Source organism: Ruegeria conchae, from assembly GCF_000192475.1.
In the GTDB taxonomy this organism is placed as follows: domain Bacteria; phylum Pseudomonadota; class Alphaproteobacteria; order Rhodobacterales; family Rhodobacteraceae; genus Ruegeria; species Ruegeria conchae.
The window spans coordinates 126,069-143,022 of sequence record NZ_AEYW01000001.1 but is presented as its reverse complement, the minus strand read 5'-3'; the positions used below and the strand labels follow the sequence as shown (position 1 = coordinate 143,022).

The 16,954-nt window shown below is 54.3% G+C and carries 18 protein-coding genes; 7 read left to right on the top strand and 11 right to left on the bottom strand.

The annotated features are described in order from the left end of the window. Positions 1-59: 59 nt before the first annotated feature. Complete coding sequence (locus G7G_RS0100835) at positions 60-1,010, top strand: helix-turn-helix transcriptional regulator (protein ID WP_010437386.1); 951 nt, start codon at positions 60-62, stop codon at positions 1,008-1,010. A gap of 762 nt (positions 1,011-1,772) precedes the next feature. On the opposite strand, the gene G7G_RS0100830 is transcribed toward G7G_RS0100835, so the two are convergent. Genes G7G_RS0100830 through G7G_RS0100785 form a run of 10 tightly spaced genes read right to left on the bottom strand, consistent with a single transcriptional unit; the run spans position 1,773 to position 9,987 of the window. Beyond that, positions 1,773-2,900 carry a cytochrome-c peroxidase gene (locus tag G7G_RS0100830; RefSeq protein WP_029621588.1) on the bottom strand — a complete coding sequence of 376 codons (1,128 nt, stop codon included), beginning with the start codon at positions 2,898-2,900 and terminating at the stop codon, positions 1,773-1,775. After that, positions 2,897-3,274, bottom strand: a complete 378-nt coding sequence (locus G7G_RS0100825) for a hypothetical protein (protein ID WP_010437383.1) — start codon at positions 3,272-3,274, stop codon at positions 2,897-2,899. Before G7G_RS0100825 ends, G7G_RS0100830 begins: the two co-directional genes overlap by 4 nt. Further along, positions 3,271-4,077, bottom strand: a complete 807-nt coding sequence (locus tag G7G_RS0100820; RefSeq protein WP_010437381.1) for an amidohydrolase family protein — start codon at positions 4,075-4,077, stop codon at positions 3,271-3,273. The genes G7G_RS0100825 and G7G_RS0100820 overlap by 4 nt, the downstream gene beginning before the upstream one ends. A gap of 21 nt (positions 4,078-4,098) precedes the next feature. After that, positions 4,099-4,965, bottom strand: a complete 867-nt coding sequence (locus G7G_RS0100815; protein ID WP_010437379.1) for a dioxygenase family protein — start codon at positions 4,963-4,965, stop codon at positions 4,099-4,101. A 10-nt stretch (positions 4,966-4,975) separates the two neighbouring features. Continuing rightward, positions 4,976-6,280 carry a TRAP transporter large permease gene (locus tag G7G_RS0100810; protein WP_010437378.1) on the bottom strand — a complete coding sequence of 435 codons (1,305 nt, stop codon included), beginning with the start codon at positions 6,278-6,280 and terminating at the stop codon, positions 4,976-4,978. After that, the gene (locus G7G_RS0100805) at positions 6,277-6,828 is read right to left on the bottom strand and encodes a TRAP transporter small permease subunit (protein ID WP_010437376.1); all 552 of its coding nucleotides are present in this window, start codon (positions 6,826-6,828) and stop codon (positions 6,277-6,279) included. Before G7G_RS0100805 ends, G7G_RS0100810 begins: the two co-directional genes overlap by 4 nt. A gap of 31 nt (positions 6,829-6,859) precedes the next feature. Further along, positions 6,860-7,933 carry a C4-dicarboxylate TRAP transporter substrate-binding protein gene (locus tag G7G_RS0100800; protein WP_010437374.1) on the bottom strand — a complete coding sequence of 358 codons (1,074 nt, stop codon included), beginning with the start codon at positions 7,931-7,933 and terminating at the stop codon, positions 6,860-6,862. 33 nt (positions 7,934-7,966) lie between these two features. After that, the gene (locus tag G7G_RS0100795) at positions 7,967-8,422 is read right to left on the bottom strand and encodes an OsmC family protein (protein ID WP_010437372.1); all 456 of its coding nucleotides are present in this window, start codon (positions 8,420-8,422) and stop codon (positions 7,967-7,969) included. 18 nt (positions 8,423-8,440) lie between these two features. After that, on the bottom strand, positions 8,441-9,106 hold the full coding sequence (locus G7G_RS0100790) for a malonic semialdehyde reductase (RefSeq protein ID WP_010437370.1): 666 nt from the start codon (positions 9,104-9,106) through the stop codon (positions 8,441-8,443). Then, a complete protein-coding gene (locus G7G_RS0100785) occupies positions 9,103-9,987 on the bottom strand; it encodes a fumarylacetoacetate hydrolase family protein (RefSeq protein ID WP_010437368.1) in 885 nt (294 codons plus the stop codon). The genes G7G_RS0100790 and G7G_RS0100785 overlap by 4 nt, the downstream gene beginning before the upstream one ends. 84 nt (positions 9,988-10,071) lie before the next feature. Between G7G_RS0100785 and G7G_RS0100780 the strand changes: the two genes are divergently transcribed. The 5 genes from G7G_RS0100780 (at position 10,072) to yghX (ending at position 14,963) form a co-directional block, all read left to right on the top strand. Then, positions 10,072-10,458, top strand: a complete 387-nt coding sequence (locus tag G7G_RS0100780) for a YciI family protein (protein ID WP_010437367.1) — start codon at positions 10,072-10,074, stop codon at positions 10,456-10,458. 51 nt (positions 10,459-10,509) lie between these two features. Continuing rightward, the gene (locus G7G_RS0100775) at positions 10,510-11,166 is read left to right on the top strand and encodes a GntR family transcriptional regulator (RefSeq protein ID WP_238528745.1); all 657 of its coding nucleotides are present in this window, start codon (positions 10,510-10,512) and stop codon (positions 11,164-11,166) included. Between the two features lies 1 nt (position 11,167). Next, a complete protein-coding gene (locus G7G_RS0100770; protein ID WP_010437363.1) occupies positions 11,168-12,466 on the top strand; it encodes a malonyl-CoA decarboxylase in 1,299 nt (432 codons plus the stop codon). Further along, the gene (locus G7G_RS0100765) at positions 12,463-13,986 is read left to right on the top strand and encodes a malonate--CoA ligase (RefSeq protein ID WP_010437362.1); all 1,524 of its coding nucleotides are present in this window, start codon (positions 12,463-12,465) and stop codon (positions 13,984-13,986) included. The genes G7G_RS0100770 and G7G_RS0100765 overlap by 4 nt, the downstream gene beginning before the upstream one ends. 89 nt (positions 13,987-14,075) lie before the next feature. Continuing rightward, positions 14,076-14,963, top strand: coding sequence for a YghX family hydrolase (gene yghX, locus G7G_RS0100760; RefSeq protein WP_010437361.1), 888 nt, complete (start codon positions 14,076-14,078; stop codon positions 14,961-14,963). A 349-nt stretch (positions 14,964-15,312) separates the two neighbouring features. On the opposite strand, the gene G7G_RS0100750 is transcribed toward yghX, so the two are convergent. Beyond that, complete coding sequence (locus G7G_RS0100750; protein ID WP_010437358.1) at positions 15,313-16,215, bottom strand: LysR family transcriptional regulator; 903 nt, start codon at positions 16,213-16,215, stop codon at positions 15,313-15,315. A 106-nt stretch (positions 16,216-16,321) separates the two neighbouring features. Between G7G_RS0100750 and G7G_RS0100745 the strand changes: the two genes are divergently transcribed. Continuing rightward, positions 16,322-16,945 carry a glutathione S-transferase family protein gene (locus G7G_RS0100745; RefSeq protein WP_010437356.1) on the top strand — a complete coding sequence of 208 codons (624 nt, stop codon included), beginning with the start codon at positions 16,322-16,324 and terminating at the stop codon, positions 16,943-16,945. The last annotated feature ends 9 nt before the right edge of the window (positions 16,946-16,954 follow it).

Here is a 16,954-nt window from a genome sequence, read left to right as displayed (position 1 = left end):
ATGACAGCTTATGAGAGAAATAACCCGACATAACGTGTCATGTTTTTTTCGGAGAGCCGATGAAATCCTCTCGCTTACTGTCAATTTTGTTACGCCTTCAATCCCGCGGCCTGATGACTGCGCAGCAATTGGCCGATGAATTTGAGGTCAGCTTGCGCACGATTCACAGGGACATCGATCAGCTAAGCTACGCAGGTGTCCCCGTTTATGCCGAGCGGGGGCGCAACGGTGGCTATCGGTTGATGGATGGATACCAAACCCGATTGACAGGCCTTGATGCGGATGAAGCGCGCAGCCTGCTGCTGGCGGGGCTTGGCTCCGCATTGGATGATCTTGGTTTGCTGGAAGCCGCGAGCCAGACAGAGCTGAAAATCATGGCGTCGCTCTCGGGCTCGACGCGCGATCAGGCCATTCTTGTTTCCGAGAGGTTTTTGTTGGATCCGCTGGGTTGGTATCAAAAGAAGACCACGGCTCCATTTGTGCCTGAGGTTGCCTCAGCCGTGTGGAATGAAAGGCGACTGTCGATAGAATACGAGAGCTGGAACGGTGTCGTGGACCGTGTCGTGTCACCCTTGGCGATTGTCCTGAAAGCCGGAAACTGGTATCTTGTCGCGCTCTTCGAAACCCCACGTGTCTACAAGATTGCAAATGTCCGGAGCATCAAGGTTCTTGATGAAACATTTTTACGCCCGAAGACTTTTGATGTCAGCGCTTTTTGGCACAGCTGGATCGCAGATTTCGAGCGTCGGCTGAAGTCTCAACAAGTCGCGCTTCGGGTCAGTTCAACAGGCTTGCGCATGTTAAACGAATTGGGCTTTGTATTGCAGTCGCCTGTTCAGATTCCGAAACGAAAAGGATGGTTCTCTGTGAACGTACACATGGAGGTTGGAGTGAAGGCCGTTCGTGATGTTTTATCGCTGGGTTCTGAGGCCGAGGTCCATGAGCCAGCCGCATTTCGAGAAGACGTGATCGCTGAGGCCCGCAGAGTTATCGATCTATACGTATCTTGATTTCGCCGAGGTCTGATTAGTGAAGATAAGCGGGCATCCTTTGCGATGGCAACGAACTGGCGCTTTGCCCGCGAAATGTGAGTTTGAGTAATCCCAAAAATGACGAATGCAGCGAATGTCCGCAAAGCAGGCTGCTGGCGCAGCATTGAGAATGCAGGACGAAGGTCGGCTAGGCGCAGGCCAGGGTTTCCAGCTCTGTGGTGCTGATCTGAGGCATGTTCAGGCTCCGCCCTGTGCCTTGGCATATGCACGGTGTGCATCGGCCGCCCTGGCCACGGCATCAAAGTCGAGTTCAAAACCAAGGCCGGGACGCCCCTCAAGCGACAGAATACCTTTTTGCGGCTCAAGGCAAGGGGAGGCGATGATATTACCGTAGTCGGAAGACCGCTTCGGGCCGAGTTGTCACGACTGAGTTCTAGCTAAAAAAGCGGCACCAAATTCCTCTTTCAGCAACTGATTTGCAGCTCTGGGTCTACTTCGTGCTCAACGAGTTATTGATTTGGGGGTGCCATCCGATGTCGATCGTTCACCTCGTTTCTGGTCCAACTGCGACGGTTGGGTCAGGTTCTTGTGACGTTCAACAAGTACTGTGGAACGTCACTGATACTTGACTCAATCGACATCCAAAACCTCAACAAATCGGCCGATCACGTCATCCATTTCTGACCCAGAGCGAGCAGAACCCCCTCATCGGCACTGCTAACGATAGCCGCCGAATCAGCATGCCAAATTGCCCATTCCCGGACACTAAATACAAACGCTTTAGTAAGGTGCCTTGGACAGCGTCATCAAAAACGCAACTAAGTCTTCAATCTCTTGCTCAGACAAATTCAATTGCGAGAGAATGGCTTCACCGTCGGCGTGCAGCCTTTCCGTATTGATTTTGCTGTAATGCCGGATCACAGCGTTCAGATCCCCTAGGCTGCCGTCATGCATGTACGGTGCGGTTTCAGCCACCCCACGCAGGCTGGGCGTGCGGAAGGTTCCAAAATCAGCGTGGCTCCGGCGTACATTTCGAACGGCCCAAGCACCTTGCTTGTCCGGATCGTCATTCCAGACGCCGTCCAGTGTATAGGGGCTTGAGAGCAAAAAGTTCAATCCACCAAACCGACCTTCGTCAACCTCGGTTTCATTCAGAAAATATGGTACACCGGCATCGTGGAACTCATTGTTGGAAAACCTCGGGCCGTTGTGGCAAAACACGCAATTCCCGCGCCCTAAAAACAGCTGAAGACCTCGCTGGGCTGCTTCGGGGTAGTACGCGGCCGCTGCAAAATCTTGATCCTCCAAGGCATCGCGAAAATCGTCGAACTGAGTCCGGTCGGTAGCTAAAGTTTCCAAGTAAGCCGAAAGGACTTTTGCAGTGTTTACCAGAGCATGTTCTGGACCTTGATCCTGGATATCGCCAAATATTGCTTCAAAGTCATCAATGTAAGCACTTTCTGAGATTGCTGTTTTCAGACTTTCGGGACTATGCGCCATCTCATGCTCTTCGATGATCGGATGCAGGCTTGCCGCCCAAAAATTGTCGCTCTTTCCACCCCACCCATACCAACGGAGTCCGGCAAGGTTCCGTAGTGATGGTGTGTTTCGATCTAACAGAACACGGCCGAGCGCTCGGGCTTCCGGCGTTGTAAAGGCCTGTTCAGGATCATGACAACTGGCGCACGAAAATGCACCGTCGACCGACAACACCGGATCGTTGAAAAAAGCCTGTCCGAGCTGGATCGATCGGGTGTCTTTGGAAACCCTATTGCTTGGGTCCGACTGGAAGGATGGTGGCCACGGTCCAAAAGTCAGCGTTTGTTCAATTTCGTCAGCAGACAGCAAGACTTCGGCACGCACTGCGCCGGTCAGGACCATTAGCGCCGCAGTCATCCACAGCTTCATTTCAACGCAATTTTTGACGTGTAGAAAATTGATTGATCATTGATGTCGACATCAACCTGCAGCTCCCACAAACCCGGCATGTGAAACAGCATATCATCAACGCGGAACGTTCTACCGTCCAACGCGGTAACCTTGGGGGTATAGTTCATACCGTGTTGATGAGCGGGCATGATTGCATCCACGCGCATTTGGCCCACGGCAGTTTCACTACAAACTGAAACCAGCAAGGAAAACGGTTGAGCCAACGGAATTTCATCAACAGACAGATAAACCTCGGGTGCGTTTTGAACTTCCGAATTCACACGTTGCCCAGTTACGTCACAAGCAAAAGCCGCGCTGGACCAAATCAGAAACCAGACAGCGCAGCGGATCATTCTGATGCCAGCAAACGTTCGGCATTGGCATAGGCGATGTTGTCCGCAATCTGGTCCGGCAGCAAATCCAACCATTCACGCGAAAAATCGGCATGAGGTCCTACGTAATACCAACGTTCCGGCGCAAATGTATCCGTACCGACCATGAAACGATCCGGATGGGCTTCGAAAGCCGCCTTCCAATCCGGGTCGATACGGCCTCGTGAGGTCATGTCGGAACGAAACGCCAAATCGGCCCAAAGCCTGGGATAGGTGTCCAGCGCGTCAACAACACTCGCCGGATCATCAAAGCCAGAGTGCGCCCACAAGACCCGAGCCTCCGGCCAGGTTTCGAAGATCAGGTCAACTGCCTCTCGATCACCATGGTGATGCAGGATGAGGTTCCGCTCTTTGGCTAGTGCAATCATACGTTGGATGACCGGCGTTTTGATATCGTCGCCGTAAGCGTGAAACTCACCGATGGCTTCGTACTTGTTCATTGCCAGATTTGCTTCCAGATACTCGATTACGGTTTCATCGTGCATCCAGGTGTTGATTTCACCGCGACGCCGGTAAGGGCGCAGTGCCGGAACAACAATGTCCGGTGCCGCGGCCAACAACAGCTGAGTACCATTGTCATCAGAGCTGGAGACCAGGGCTTTACGAACGCCCGCATCTCGAAGGATTTTGGCCACCTGTTCGGGAGGAACCAGTTTGACGGCATCGTGGCTGTAATGAATATGCGCGTCAAAGATCGGGCGCTCTTCTGCGATAGCACTACTGCAAATCAGCGCGGCACCAAATATGAAGATATGTTTCAGCACCTCAAGCCTCCTCAATATCGTTCAGACTTTGGCAAGCTTCACATCGAACTTCACGTGCAAGAAAGGTTCAGTGATCTTACCAGAAAGCTCCATGCCATCAGGAAATTCTGAAACTGGCCTTTCAATATAGGTCATCACCAGATCATCCCGAACACCAAACACTGTATCCTGATCCAAATAAGGATCGTCGTCGGGGAAAATCTCAGTGACCAAAGAACGGAAGCCAGGAGCTTTGACGATATAGTGCAGGTGCGAAGGTCGCCAGGGATGGCGGCCGCAGGCGCGCAGGATATCCCCGACCGGCCCATCTGACGGTACCGTGTATTCAACTGGCTTGACGGTCGTGAATGCATACTTACCGTCGTCACCGGTAGTCATCAGGCCGTGAAAAGAATAGGTGTCCTGTTCTTCGTCCTGGCTTGCATACATTCCATTCGGTGCGGTTTGCCAGATATCCAGCTCAGCACCGGAAATCGGATTACCATCGATGTCCCGGATCACGCCTTCAGCAAGCAGCACAGGCCCACCGTAGTGGCGCTTCATATCCCCGCCGAATGGCAGAGGCGGCGCGCCAGAGACATGGAAAGGGCCAAGTACGGACGAACTTGTTGCATCAGAACTTGAATGCAACATGTCCACCAATGACGACAGGCCCAGCACATCCGAGGCGAGCACGAACTCATGCCTGTCCTCTGATTCCACGGCAGCGCATCCCTCCAGAAACGCAATCCCGGCGCGCCATTCGTCATGTGTCAAGTTGGTTTCTCGCGCGAAGTCGTGGAGGTGTTTGACCAGAGACCCCATGATTTCTCTCATCCGCGGATCGGTGTCCTTGGACAGGTATCCCATGAACACGTCGGTGATATTGTCTTTGGTGACAGAGCGCATCTGGGCCTCCTTAAATCAGGGCAAGGCTGAGGATCGGGAACTCGATCAGAATAAACAGAACGATCAGCATCACGAACGCAAAGGGAAGTGCGCCCATAAACACATCCTTGAGCGATATTCGGTCATCGTTGATCGTCGATTTGATGACGAAGCAAGATATGCCCAAAGGCGGGGTCAAAAGCCCGATTTCGGCGCCGACCACAGTGATTATGCCAAACCAGATCAACGACATGTCCAGGGCTTCGGCCATGGGCAGGAACAGCGGGACGACGATCAGAATGATGGACGCCGTATCGAGCAAAGTTCCCAGAAAAAGCATCAAGAGAACGTAGAGCAGCATGATCGACCAAAAGGACGCGGAATTTCCCGCGAGCAAATCCTGCAACTGATTGGGCAGCCCGGCCAGCCCCAGCATGCGACTATAGATCGAAGCCGCCGTAATCAGGAACAAGATCGCCGCTGTAATGTGACCGGTTTCCAGCAAAGCGTCCCAGAACGCTCTTGGTGTCATGGACTTGCGTACGACTGCGATCACGAGCGCAACCAGTGCCCCGGCGGCACCCGCCTCGACAGCGGTTAGCCATCCTGTGTAAATGCCACCGAGCACTACCGTGATAATGAACAATGTGGGCAGGGTCTTGGATGCAATCTCGCGCCCGGACATCCATTCGGTGTCTTCGACGACCCGGCCGCCCACAAATGCAGGTGTAAAACGGCCCATCAACCAGATCGCGCCCACATAGGCTATCGCCAGCATGATACCGGGTATTACTCCCGCCAGAAACATGTCCCCTACGGACTGTTCGGCGACAAAGGAATAGATGATCAGCATCGCCGAGGGCGGAATAATCATCCCCAAAACCGACGACCCGGCCACAACCCCAACCGCAAAACGTGGATTATATGCCTGCGCCATCATCTGCGGGACCGAGACCTTGGTGAACACTGATGCGGACGCAATGGACGACCCGGTAACGGCCGCAAACACGGCATTTGCCCCGACGGTCGCCATTCCGATACCACCTTTGACCTTGCGAAACCGCATGGTCATAACTTCGTAGATATCCCTGCCTAACCCGGCCTTTGAGACGATAAGTCCCATAAAGGTAAACAACGGTATGGTCGCGAAACTGTATTCCATCGCGCTGTCGCCAACCGCCACTTTCAGCAGGTTGAGCGCCAGTGTGAAATTGTCCCGCATCAGCCAGATCGACACGAAGGAGACCACACCCAGAGCAATCGGAATGTAGACGCCTGCGTAGATCAAAAAGACGATGGCAACGACCGAGATCAGGCCAATCTCAATCGGCGTCATTCTGCGGCCTCGTCATGTTCAGGGGTGCGGACAAGCTGCGGGCGGTCCTGCCCCGTGACGACCTTAAGCAGGAAGATCACGCAGGCAAGCGCAGTACCGCACGCGATGACCAGTTTGACCGGCCACCATGGCAATGTGAAAAGACCGGGTACTCCGAAGTAGTCCTGTGTCTCCCACATATGAAGAAATTCTGGGAAGGTTACATACGCAATCAAAGCCATAAAGATTGCGGATATGGCGTTGATGATGCGCCTCAGGCTGGCTGTCAGACCCGGGCGGCGATGGTGCAGCAGGTTCAGGAACCCGTCTGAGCGCGTCAGCCGATCCACTCTGACGACGTCGGCCAACTGCAAGAAAACGATCATCACGACCGAAAACTGGACCATCTCGTAGGTCCCGCGCAGAGGGGCTGAAAACAGGCCACGCGCGATGACGTCAATATTCAGAATGACCACCAACGCAAGGACAACGATAGTACCCAAAGCGTTGGCAGCGATTGCAAGCGAATTGGCGACCCGAGACAAGCCAGCAACTGCGGTCTTCAGCATGAAAGGCCCCTTTTCGTGGATCGCCAACCGGTTATTTAGCCGTCCAGTCACGCACACCGGTGAATCCGGCATCCTGAAGCTTGCCGAGATAAGCGGCCAGCATCTCTGTGCCCTGCTCGCCTTTATCGTTCAGCGTCGCGGCCCATTCCTGCGCGACATTCGGCATGGCGTTTGCCCAAGCGGCACGGTCTTCGTCCGAAACCTCAACGATTGTTCCACCCGCTTCAACATACGCATCCCGCGAAGCAGCGGCGCGGTCCATCGCGATGCCGGCGACATGGTCACGGTAGTCGATGGCGACGGCCTTTAACACGTCTTTGACTTCGTCCGGGAGGCTAGCCCAGTAGTCGGCATTGACGGTGATGGTCTTGGAATTCACTGCTCCCAGATCAGCCTTGAGCATGTACGGCGCTACTTCCGCGATCTTAAACGTCTTTGCGGCTTCGGGCCAAAGCATGCCGCAATCGACGAGGCCGGTTTGAAGCATGTTGTAGAAATCGGTTAGTCCCCCGCGTACACCGGCGGCATCCTTGATCCCTTCAAGATAACGCAGGTTCAGGCCTGCTCCCGCGATTTTGCGGCCTTCAAGATCGGCAACCGAAGAAACAGGTTCCGTGCAAAAGATTTGATAGGTGTCGAGTACAACGCCGGTAGCAAGATAAACTTGGTTCTGCGCGGCAAACTCGTTCTGCATCGCAGGGTATTCGCGCGCGATTTCATCCACTGCCTTAGCCACGGCACGGGAGTCCGACGCCACGAAGGGTGTCGATCCCGAAATACCCTGGCTGGGCAGCTTAGAAGAATGAAAGATGGTTGTGACGATACCTATGTCGCCAAGGCCAAGCTGAATCCCTTCCAGAACGCCTTTCGGCTTAACGATTGAACCGCCGTAGTTCTCTTGCCAGTTCATTTTATAGTTGCCGGAATCGCCCAGCCGTTTATCCACCTCTGGAATGAAGAAGTTGGTGAATTCTTTCACCCACAACGCGCGGTCGGGATAGCCATCAATTACGACGGCAGAGATGGTCTCTTCTGCAGCGACGGGCATTGCCATGACGCCTGCCAGAGCAGCGCCCATTAGGCTGCGTTTGGTCCAGTTTTTCATTTCTCTCCTCCCAGAAAGTTGGGTCTTTTGTCTTTATTCTTTTGTTTTGACCCAGTTGACGGTCAGGTCCGTGCCTGCCGCTTCAAACAGTTTTGCAATAGCGCAATACTTGGCTGTCTCCTCGCCCACGAGTGTCAGCTCCTCCTGACTGGCGGGTGTCTCACAATTCACGGTGAGTTCGATTTCCGGAAACGGAACATCGATCTCCTCTTCCATCAGGACACCGCGCCGATCCAGCCTGCATTTCGCGTCGATTGTCACGCTGCCGAGGTCAACTCCCAACCGATGTGCGTTCTTGTGTCCGATGACATTCGTACAGGCGATTAGGGCTGCCATCGCGGTTTCGGTCGGAGACGGACCAAGATTTGTCCCGCCGCGTTCGACGGGTTCATCGACAACAACATCAAGATCGCGAATTGGTATCTCAGTCCGCGCATGAGTCGGGCATTGAGCTGTCGTGCGGTAAGTCACAACGGGTTTCACTTTCATAGCCACAGCGTCACCTCCTCATGCATAAGAGCAAACCTTTTCGAATGGAAAACGTGGAAGCTTCTGGAACAATCCGGTCTCATCCGCGTAGCCCAGATTGCAAAGAAAATTGGACTTGAGCGTCGTACCCGCGAAGAACTCCTCATTGACGATCTTGTTCGAAAAACCTGACATGGCGCCGACGTCCAACCCGACCGCCCGGGCCGCAATCATGAAGTAAGCGCCCTGAAGCGTGCCATTTCGAAAGGCCGTGTCTGCCACGTATTCGGGCTTGTTTTCGAACAATGGCCGACGGTCTTCGTGCGGGAAAAGAAAGGGCAGTTCCTTCCAGAAGTCCATGTCATAGGCAATGATCGCCGTGACCGGAGCATCCATCATCTTTGGCACATTCTTCGGCTTTAAAGACTTTGCAAGCCGCTCTTTCCCTTCGGGACTTTTCACGAAAACGAAGCGCGCGGGCAACGTATTCATGCTGGTCGCGCCGTTGATCGTGATGTCGTAGATCTCTTCAAGTATGTCGTCAGAAACAGGCTTGTTGGTCCACGCGTAGTGCGATCTGGATTCGCGCAGGATCAAGGCGATCGCATCATCCGACAAGCGTGGAATGCGCGCGCGCAGATCGCGGTGATCTTGCTGCGCCTTGGCGCGAAGTGCCTCCAGCTCTGCTCCGGTTGGTGCGCTCATGCTGCAGCCACCTTGGACTTGGCGTCCTTTTCATCAATGATTGGGCTGGCGCAGATTCCGATGCCTTCAATCTCGACCTCAACGGTTTCGCCGGGCTTCAACCAACGGGGATTGGGCTTTTTGGCGTGTCCGACACCAGGCGGCGTACCCAGCGCAATCAGATCCCCCGGCTCCAGAGTAGTATATTCCGAAATCGTCGCGATGACCTGACGGACACCCCAGATCATATTGGCCGTGTTCGAGCTTTGCAGGATTTCGTCACCCACACGGCTTTCGATCTTCAGACCTGATGCCCCTTCGGGCAACTCATCCGGCGTTACGGTAAATGGACCAATCGCGCCCGTATCATCAAAGTTTTTGCCGGGCGTCCACTGAACGGTTTTGCGCTGATAGTCCCGCAGCGAACCATCGTTGAATACAGTGTAGCCAAAGACATAGCCCAGTGCGTCCTGCTCCGAGATATGGCGGCCGCGTTTTCCAACGATCAGCATAAGTTCTGCTTCGTAGTCGAGCTTCTGGGAACAGGCAGGCCGTACCATAGGTTGCCCTGCCGCCATGATCGAATTCTTCCCGCGCATGAACAGCGTCGGATATTCCGGGATGTCATACCCGCCTTCCTTGATGTGGTCCGTGTAGTTCAACCCCATGCAAATGATCGTTCCGGGAGCAGCAACGGGCAATGCCGGAGTGATGGAAGACACGGGCACACTGTCTGCCGCGTCAATTTTGCTGGCAAGTGAGTCGGCCAGTTCAGGCTTGGCTATCAAACCCATCAAATCCGAACCGACGGCAGGGTCCAAAGCCGTTAGATTCACTGCGTTTTCACCGTCTACAGCAAAAACCGCTGTGCCTTCCGAAGTCTCTCCCACCAGGTATTTCATTTTCACCATCCATGTCAGTTCGCTTGATTTTTGCCGACTATTTTGCCATATGTCAAATAATATCGATATTTTTGGAGACAGCAAATGGTTGCTTGGGCAGGCTACAAATCAGAAGCAAAAAGCCGCGGTGCGCTTGCTTTGGAGCTTTACGTCGCGCTGAGCACGCCAGCCAAAGCGCCGGATGATGTAAAGGCGTCACTGCCTGATCACTTGGCGTATCAGACGCAGCTGGAACGTTTGGGGCAGCTGGCTTTTGCAGGCCCCATGTCGGATGAAACTGGCGAGCACATGCAGGGGATGGGACTGATCATCTATCGCGCCGACAGCCTTGAATCCGCCCGGAAGCTGGCCGAAGACGATCCTATGCACAAAAGTGGGGCACGTAGTTTTGTACTTCGGCGCTGGTTGATCAACGAAGGCTCGCTGAACCTTTCAGTTGGTCTATCGACTGGAACGAGTGCCTTCAGTTAAGTGCACTCAAGAGTATTTGCCGCGAAATAGGAACAGTCGGATATGGACGCCATGCTTGATACTGAGGGCAAAGAGACATCAGCCACTCATGGAGCGTATCGAAAGCTGCGCGAATTAATCCTGACCGGCGAATTACCTCCGGGTCAAAAACTCAAGATCGAACAGCTTCGCGGGCTTTTGGACACTGGCGCTAGTCCAGTTCGGGAAGCGCTTAGCCTTTTGACTTCGGACATGTTGGTCGAGCGGATTGATCAGCGCGGATTTCGGGCAGCGCCAGTCAGCAAGTGTAACTTTGAGGAAATCCTTCTGCTTCGATGCAACCTTGAAGAAACCGCATTGCGCGCTTCCATCACCAATGCGGATGCGGCCTGGGAAGACCGGCTTGTCTTGCGTCACCATCATATGAAAAAGGCCAGCCAGAACGGGGCACAAGACTTTGAGGACGCTCACAAGGCGTTTCATATGGCCTTGTTGGACAATTCGAAACTGCCGTTGCTGCTGCGGTATTGCTCGCAGCTTTACGACCTGAACATTCGCTACCGCTATCTGGCGGCCGGCGGGTCGAGTTACAAAAAACGAGACATCGCCGCCGAACATCAGCAAATCTTGGACGCCGCATTAAATCACGACGCAGACGGCGCAACTCGGCACCTTATCGATCACTACCGCCGAACAGGTGAGTACCTTAGCAGCCAGATGGAGCCCTGAAATGCAGCAGAATTGGTTTCTGGGTGATCTACTAAACCAATTGCTGGACCGTTCCGACAAAAGGCGTGGCAAGGATGACAAACGGTCCATTTCCGAACTATGTGAGGCGCTTTTATCTGCGGAAGGTGAAGTTTCAGGATTCACGCTCGCGTCTACGATCCTTGAGCGCTACCACACTCTGAATGATGCGGAGAAACTAGACTTTTTTGTCTATTTGAATGACCAACTTGAGTTGGACGCAAATCAGCTTTCTGAAGCAGCCCGCCTCTACGCCAGAGACCAAAGTGTCAAACTTTATCAAAGGCTTAGTGAAGTTTCAGAGCCACGGCGGCAAGAGTTATTGCGACGGCTGAACCAGCCGTCTGGTGCGACACAGGAACTTGTAGCCATGCGCGTTGATCTGCTGCGCTTTCTCAAATCCAAACCGGAACTCAAGCGAACGGATATCGATTTCGTCCATTTATTGCGCAGCTGGTTCAACCGAGGCTTTCTTGTCCTCAAGCAAATTAGCTGGGACACCCCTGCCCGTGTTCTGGACAAGATCGTCGCCTACGAGGCGGTACACCAGATCAACGATCTGGACGATTTGCGGCGAAGGCTCTACCCGTCAGATCGTCGTTGTTTTGCGTTCTTCCACCCTTCTATGCCAGATGAGCCGCTGATATTTGTCGAGGTCGCTCTGACCGTTGAAATCCCGGGTGCAATTGACACGCTTCTGTCCGAGGCGCGAGAACCGATCGAAGCTGAGCAGGCCAAAGTCGCAGCGTTCTATTCAATTTCAAACTGCCAAAAGGGATTAGCGGGCATCAGCTTTGGGAATCTGTTGATAAAACAGGTTGTGACCGAGCTTTCGCGAGAGCTTCAACAACTTGGTACCTTTGTGACCCTGTCACCGATACCAGGACTGAATCGTTGGCTGGCCGGGGAAACTGAACATCCAGAACACGGCCATGCCGCGCAGGCCGTGATGGCAGAAACAGCCACGCCGCAGGACACGCGCGCGATGGCTGCCCGATACTTGATGTTCGCCAAGCGCAAAGATGGGATGCCACTGGACCCCGTGGCCCGCTTTCATCTGGGCAATGGTGCCGAGCTTCATGAAGTGCATGCCGACGCCGACCCGTCGCCAAACGGACTAGCCCAGTCCGGAGGTGCGATGGTCAACTACCTATACGATTTGAACCAAACAGAACGTTACCACGAAGAATTCGCGACAAGTGCCACGATCCAAGCCTCGCGTTCAATTCGCGCGGCTTCAACTGCGACGCTTGCGGTAACGCCTAGGGAAAATACAGCGTGACTAATACACTTTACGACAGTTTGTTTGCCCACCACGAGGGCAACACGGCTCCATTTCTACAGCTAGATAATGGCCAAGTGGTATCTTATGACGCGTTTCTGCAGCGTACCGCGCAGATCGCGCATGTCTTGCAGAACTGCGGAGTTTCCCCTGGTGATCGCATCGTTGTGCAGGCCCCCAAGTTGGCCGACACGATTGCGCTTTATGCCGCTTCGGTTCAGGCAGGTGCTGTCTACCTGCCCCTAAACACTGCCTATACCATGGCAGAGTTGGACTATTTCATCTCTGACGCACAACCTGCGTTAATCGTTTGCGACAGCAACGACAAAGTTGAATTCGAGCAATTGGCAACCCGGTCCGGCGCAAAGCTGCTGACCTTGGGTGGCGAAAATTCAAGCCTGAGCCGCGAAGCGGATGCACAGCCTTGTGCATTCGAAACCGTGGATCGCGCGCCAGAAGACCTCGCGGCGCTTCTTTACACATCAGGTACCACGGGCCGGTCCAAGGGCGCGATGCTCAGCCACCGAAACCTGCTGTCCAATGCCCAAGCCCTTGTGGATATGTGGGGTATCACCGACGGTGATCGCTTGATTCACGCGTTGCCCATCTTTCACACGCACGGGCTTTTCGTGGCGATGAACACATCACTACTCGCCGGTTCCAAAGTGCGGCTGATGAAAAAATTTGACACTGAGATGATCTTGGAAGAACTGCCGAATTCAACTCTTCTGATGGGTGTCCCCACTTTCTATACCCGATTGCTGGCGCATGACGGTTTCACCGATGAGATCACAGAGAACATGCGTCTGTTCATTTCCGGCTCAGCCCCGTTGCTGGCGGAGACCCATGTGGCGTTCGAAACGCGCACCGGCCACCGTATCCTTGAGCGCTACGGTATGACCGAAACGAACATGAACACCTCTAACCCTTATAGCGGTGAGCGTCGCGCGGGAACTGTTGGTATGGCTCTACCCGGCACCGAGGTGATCGTAACCAACCCTGAAACTGGAGAACCGCTGCCCCAGGGCGAGATCGGAATGATTGAAGTGCGTGGCCCCAATGTTTTTCAGGGCTATTGGCAAATGCCCGAAAAAACCGCTGAAGAGCTTCGCGAGAATGGGTTCTTCATTACCGGAGATCTGGGCCAATACAGCGCGGATGGCTACCTGTCGATAGTAGGTCGATCAAAAGACTTGATCATTACCGGTGGTTACAACGTCTACCCCAAAGAAATTGAAGACGTTTTGAACGATGTCGATGGTGTTCAGGAATCGGCGGTCTTCGGGGTTCCCGACGACGAATTTGGAGAAGCAATTATTGCTGCTTTGGTTGCCGAGCCCAGAGCACAGCTTCAGGTGGAACAGATCGAGTCGATCATAAGAAACAAGCTCTCGCGATTCAAACATCCTCGTCGCTACGAACTTGTCCAGGAGTTGCCGCGAAACACTATGGGAAAAGTTCAAAAGAACGTGCTGCGCGAACGGTACGCGAACAAGGAACTGTCACCGGCGGCATCTTAGAAAGCCTATCCAGACGCTCAATCAAATCAAGACCTTCAGATCGGATACTACCCACCCTTCAGACTACCAAACTCATCAGGAGATCCACAATGACTCGCATGACCGCAAAAGACTTCGACCAGGAACTTCTGGACCTGTATGACTTTTACGCACACGGCAAGATCACCAAGCGCCAATTCCTGGACCGCGCAGGCAAGTTCGCGGTCGGCGGCGTGACAGCGGTCGCGCTGCTGAACATGCTCAGCCCGAACTACGCGATGGCTCAGCAAGTGTCGTTCAACGATCCTGATATCCACGCGGACTACATCACCTACCCTTCACCGAATGGAACCGGTGATGTTCGCGGCTACCTTGTCCGACCCGCCGGCGTTGAAGAGCCCCTGCCCGCAGTATTGGTAATCCACGAAAACCGCGGCCTTAACCCCTACATCGAAGATGTGGCGCGCCGATTGGCGAAGGCCGGGTTTATGGCACTGGCCCCCGATGGTCTGACGTCAGTGGGAGGATACCCAGGCAACGACGCGGATGGGCGCGAGCTGCAAAAGACAGTGGACCGGGTCGAATTGATGAACGATTTCTTCAATGGATTTGAATACCTATTGAACCGAGATGATTGCACTGGAAAGGTCGGCGCTGTTGGATTCTGCTACGGCGGCGGTGTGGTCAGCGCAATTGCTGTGGCCTATCCCGAACTGGCCGCTGGTGTCCCGTTCTACGGACGCCAGCCAGCGGCCGAGGATGTGGCCAAAATTCAAGCGCCGTTGCTTGTTCAGATGGGTGAGCTCGACGAACGCATCAACGCGGGCTGGCCAGACTTTGAGGCCGCCCTGCAGGCCAACGACAAGGTATACGAGGCCTATATTTACGAAAACGCCAACCACGGTTTTCATAATGACAGCACGCCACGCTATGACGAGGAGATGGCAAACCTGGCCTGGGACCGCACAATTGAATGGTTCAAAACCTATCTGGAGTAATAGGGGCGTGCCGCGAAGCCATTCTTGCTTTGATATCGCTTTGCCGACGCACACAATGCTCCGAGAGTATTTCCCGGGAAGCCCAAGCATTCTAACTTACTTAGTAAGATAGAACGCTATGAGCCCTTGGCCCTTACAGTCCGATGGATGCCTTTGAGACAGGGGCTATCAACCGCCAAATGACTGTCGACGATGACGACCATCCGCCGCTCATTGGATACTATCGTGGCCACTAGTGCTTCTCTTCGCGGCATTGACGAGGGCACCGCCGCGCAGGTGGCCAGAAAGTTCCGAAAGGTAATGTAAGCGGACATACGGCGTCGTATGAACGAATGTCGGAAATGGGCCGTCAGCGCTTGCCATCAGGGCATAAAGCTGGGTCGCCTGCTAGGTGATCCAGAAGCGCGCGTACCCGAGTTGTAATGCGCCTGTTCTGCGGAAACAGCGCAGCGACGACATATGGCGATACTCGGTTTTCGGGAAAAAGCTCGACCAGATCGCCGGAGTTCAATGCGTCGGCGACGGTGTAGGCGGGGCACCGTGCGATGGCTGCGCCTTGTGCAGCAAGGCGCGCTGATGCCGCGGGGGCGTTCATTCGGAAGCGCCCATTGACATTGACGGCCTCTTCATGACCGCTGATACTGAACCTCCACACCGTGGGCTCAGTCATGTTGCCATCGAGGATGCATTCATGCGATGCAAGAGCTCGCGGATGACTCGGGCACCCTGCGCGCTCCAGATAGGCCGGTGAGGCACAGACAACCAGAGGCATGCGGCCCAATTGCCGAACCTTGAGCGAGCTGTCCCGCATGGGGCCAATCCTGACAGCGAGGTCGAGGCCCTCCTCAACAATTGACGCTCTGCGATCAGAGAACTTTAGATCAAGCTCCACATTGGGATGTTTCTCGGCAAACTTGGCGAGCGAAGGGATCAAACGCAATGCGCCAAACCCCGTTGGCGCCGAAATATGGATTACGCCGCGCAGCGAGGTCTGCTCATTTCTGACCCGGTCTTCGAGCTCGTCAAACCCGTCCAGAAGTGGCTCGCACAGCGTCAGGTATGTTGCCCCGACATCTGTCAAAGAGACGCTACGCGTCGTGCGATTGAGCAGCTGCACACCAAGCGCGTTTTCCAGATCAGCGACGTATTTGCTGACCAAACGCGCAGACCGCCCCATGCGCTGCGCTGCAACGGTAAAAGACGCATTCTTTGCGACCAGCGCAAAGGCCCGCATGCGATCGATTTTGTCCACTTATTGCGCCCTTTCAGGGCTTAAACTTGGGCAACAATAGGTGATTATCATCATTGGGTGCAACCTATATTGGTCATTCAGCAGCTCAAATTTACTGGAGATACACATGTCCAACGCCGTTCGCATTCATCATTTTGCAAAATCAGGCCACGCACATCGCGCCTTGGTCTTTGCAAAACTCGCTGGGATTGCACATGATGCCGTTCCTGTTGATCTGGCCGCTGGCGCGCATAAATCACCTGAATTTCTTGCCATGAACCCGAATGGGCAAGTCCCGGTTCTCGAGGATGGCGAGGTTGTTGTGTCCGACTCGAACGCGATCCTTTTCTATCTTGCGCGGACCTATGCACCTGACTGGATGCCAACTGATCCGGTCGGAGAAGCCAATGTGCAGCGCTGGCTCACGTTGGCGGCTGGAGAGATTGCATTTGGGACCTGTGCTGCACGGTTGATTACCGTTTTTGGCGCGCCGCTGGATCCAGAATTCGCCGCCGCGACTGCCGAAAAAGCAATGCAAAAACTGGAACACGGGCTCACTGGCAGCGATTGGCTTGTGGGCGCACGGCCCACGATCGCTGATGTGGCGAGCTATTCTTATACGGCACACGCACCGGAAGGGAATGTCTCTCTCGAGCCCTACCCGAACATCCGCGCTTGGCTCGCTCGGTTCGAGGCATTGCCTGGTTTTGAACCCATGCCGGCAACCGCTGTTGGTCTTGTTGCAGAGTGAAAGGGCAAA

Coding starts and splice junctions, on each gene's coding strand:
- G7G_RS0100835 (WP_010437386.1), top strand. CDS start 60: ATGAAATCCTCTCGCTTACTGTCAATTTTGTTACGCCTTCAATCCCGC.
- G7G_RS0100830 (WP_029621588.1), bottom strand. CDS start 2,900: ATGAAGCTGTGGATGACTGCGGCGCTAATGGTCCTGACCGGCGCAGTG.
- G7G_RS0100825 (WP_010437383.1), bottom strand. CDS start 3,274: ATGATCCGCTGCGCTGTCTGGTTTCTGATTTGGTCCAGCGCGGCTTTT.
- G7G_RS0100815 (WP_010437379.1), bottom strand. CDS start 4,965: ATGCGCTCTGTCACCAAAGACAATATCACCGACGTGTTCATGGGATAC.
- G7G_RS0100810 (WP_010437378.1), bottom strand. CDS start 6,280: ATGACGCCGATTGAGATTGGCCTGATCTCGGTCGTTGCCATCGTCTTT.
- G7G_RS0100805 (WP_010437376.1), bottom strand. CDS start 6,828: ATGCTGAAGACCGCAGTTGCTGGCTTGTCTCGGGTCGCCAATTCGCTT.
- G7G_RS0100800 (WP_010437374.1), bottom strand. CDS start 7,933: ATGAAAAACTGGACCAAACGCAGCCTAATGGGCGCTGCTCTGGCAGGC.
- G7G_RS0100795 (WP_010437372.1), bottom strand. CDS start 8,422: ATGAAAGTGAAACCCGTTGTGACTTACCGCACGACAGCTCAATGCCCG.
- G7G_RS0100790 (WP_010437370.1), bottom strand. CDS start 9,106: ATGAGCGCACCAACCGGAGCAGAGCTGGAGGCACTTCGCGCCAAGGCG.
- G7G_RS0100785 (WP_010437368.1), bottom strand. CDS start 9,987: ATGAAATACCTGGTGGGAGAGACTTCGGAAGGCACAGCGGTTTTTGCT.
- G7G_RS0100780 (WP_010437367.1), top strand. CDS start 10,072: ATGGTTGCTTGGGCAGGCTACAAATCAGAAGCAAAAAGCCGCGGTGCG.
- G7G_RS0100775 (WP_238528745.1), top strand. CDS start 10,510: ATGCTTGATACTGAGGGCAAAGAGACATCAGCCACTCATGGAGCGTAT.
- G7G_RS0100770 (WP_010437363.1), top strand. CDS start 11,168: ATGCAGCAGAATTGGTTTCTGGGTGATCTACTAAACCAATTGCTGGAC.
- yghX (WP_010437361.1), top strand. CDS start 14,076: ATGACTCGCATGACCGCAAAAGACTTCGACCAGGAACTTCTGGACCTG.
- G7G_RS0100745 (WP_010437356.1), top strand. CDS start 16,322: ATGTCCAACGCCGTTCGCATTCATCATTTTGCAAAATCAGGCCACGCA.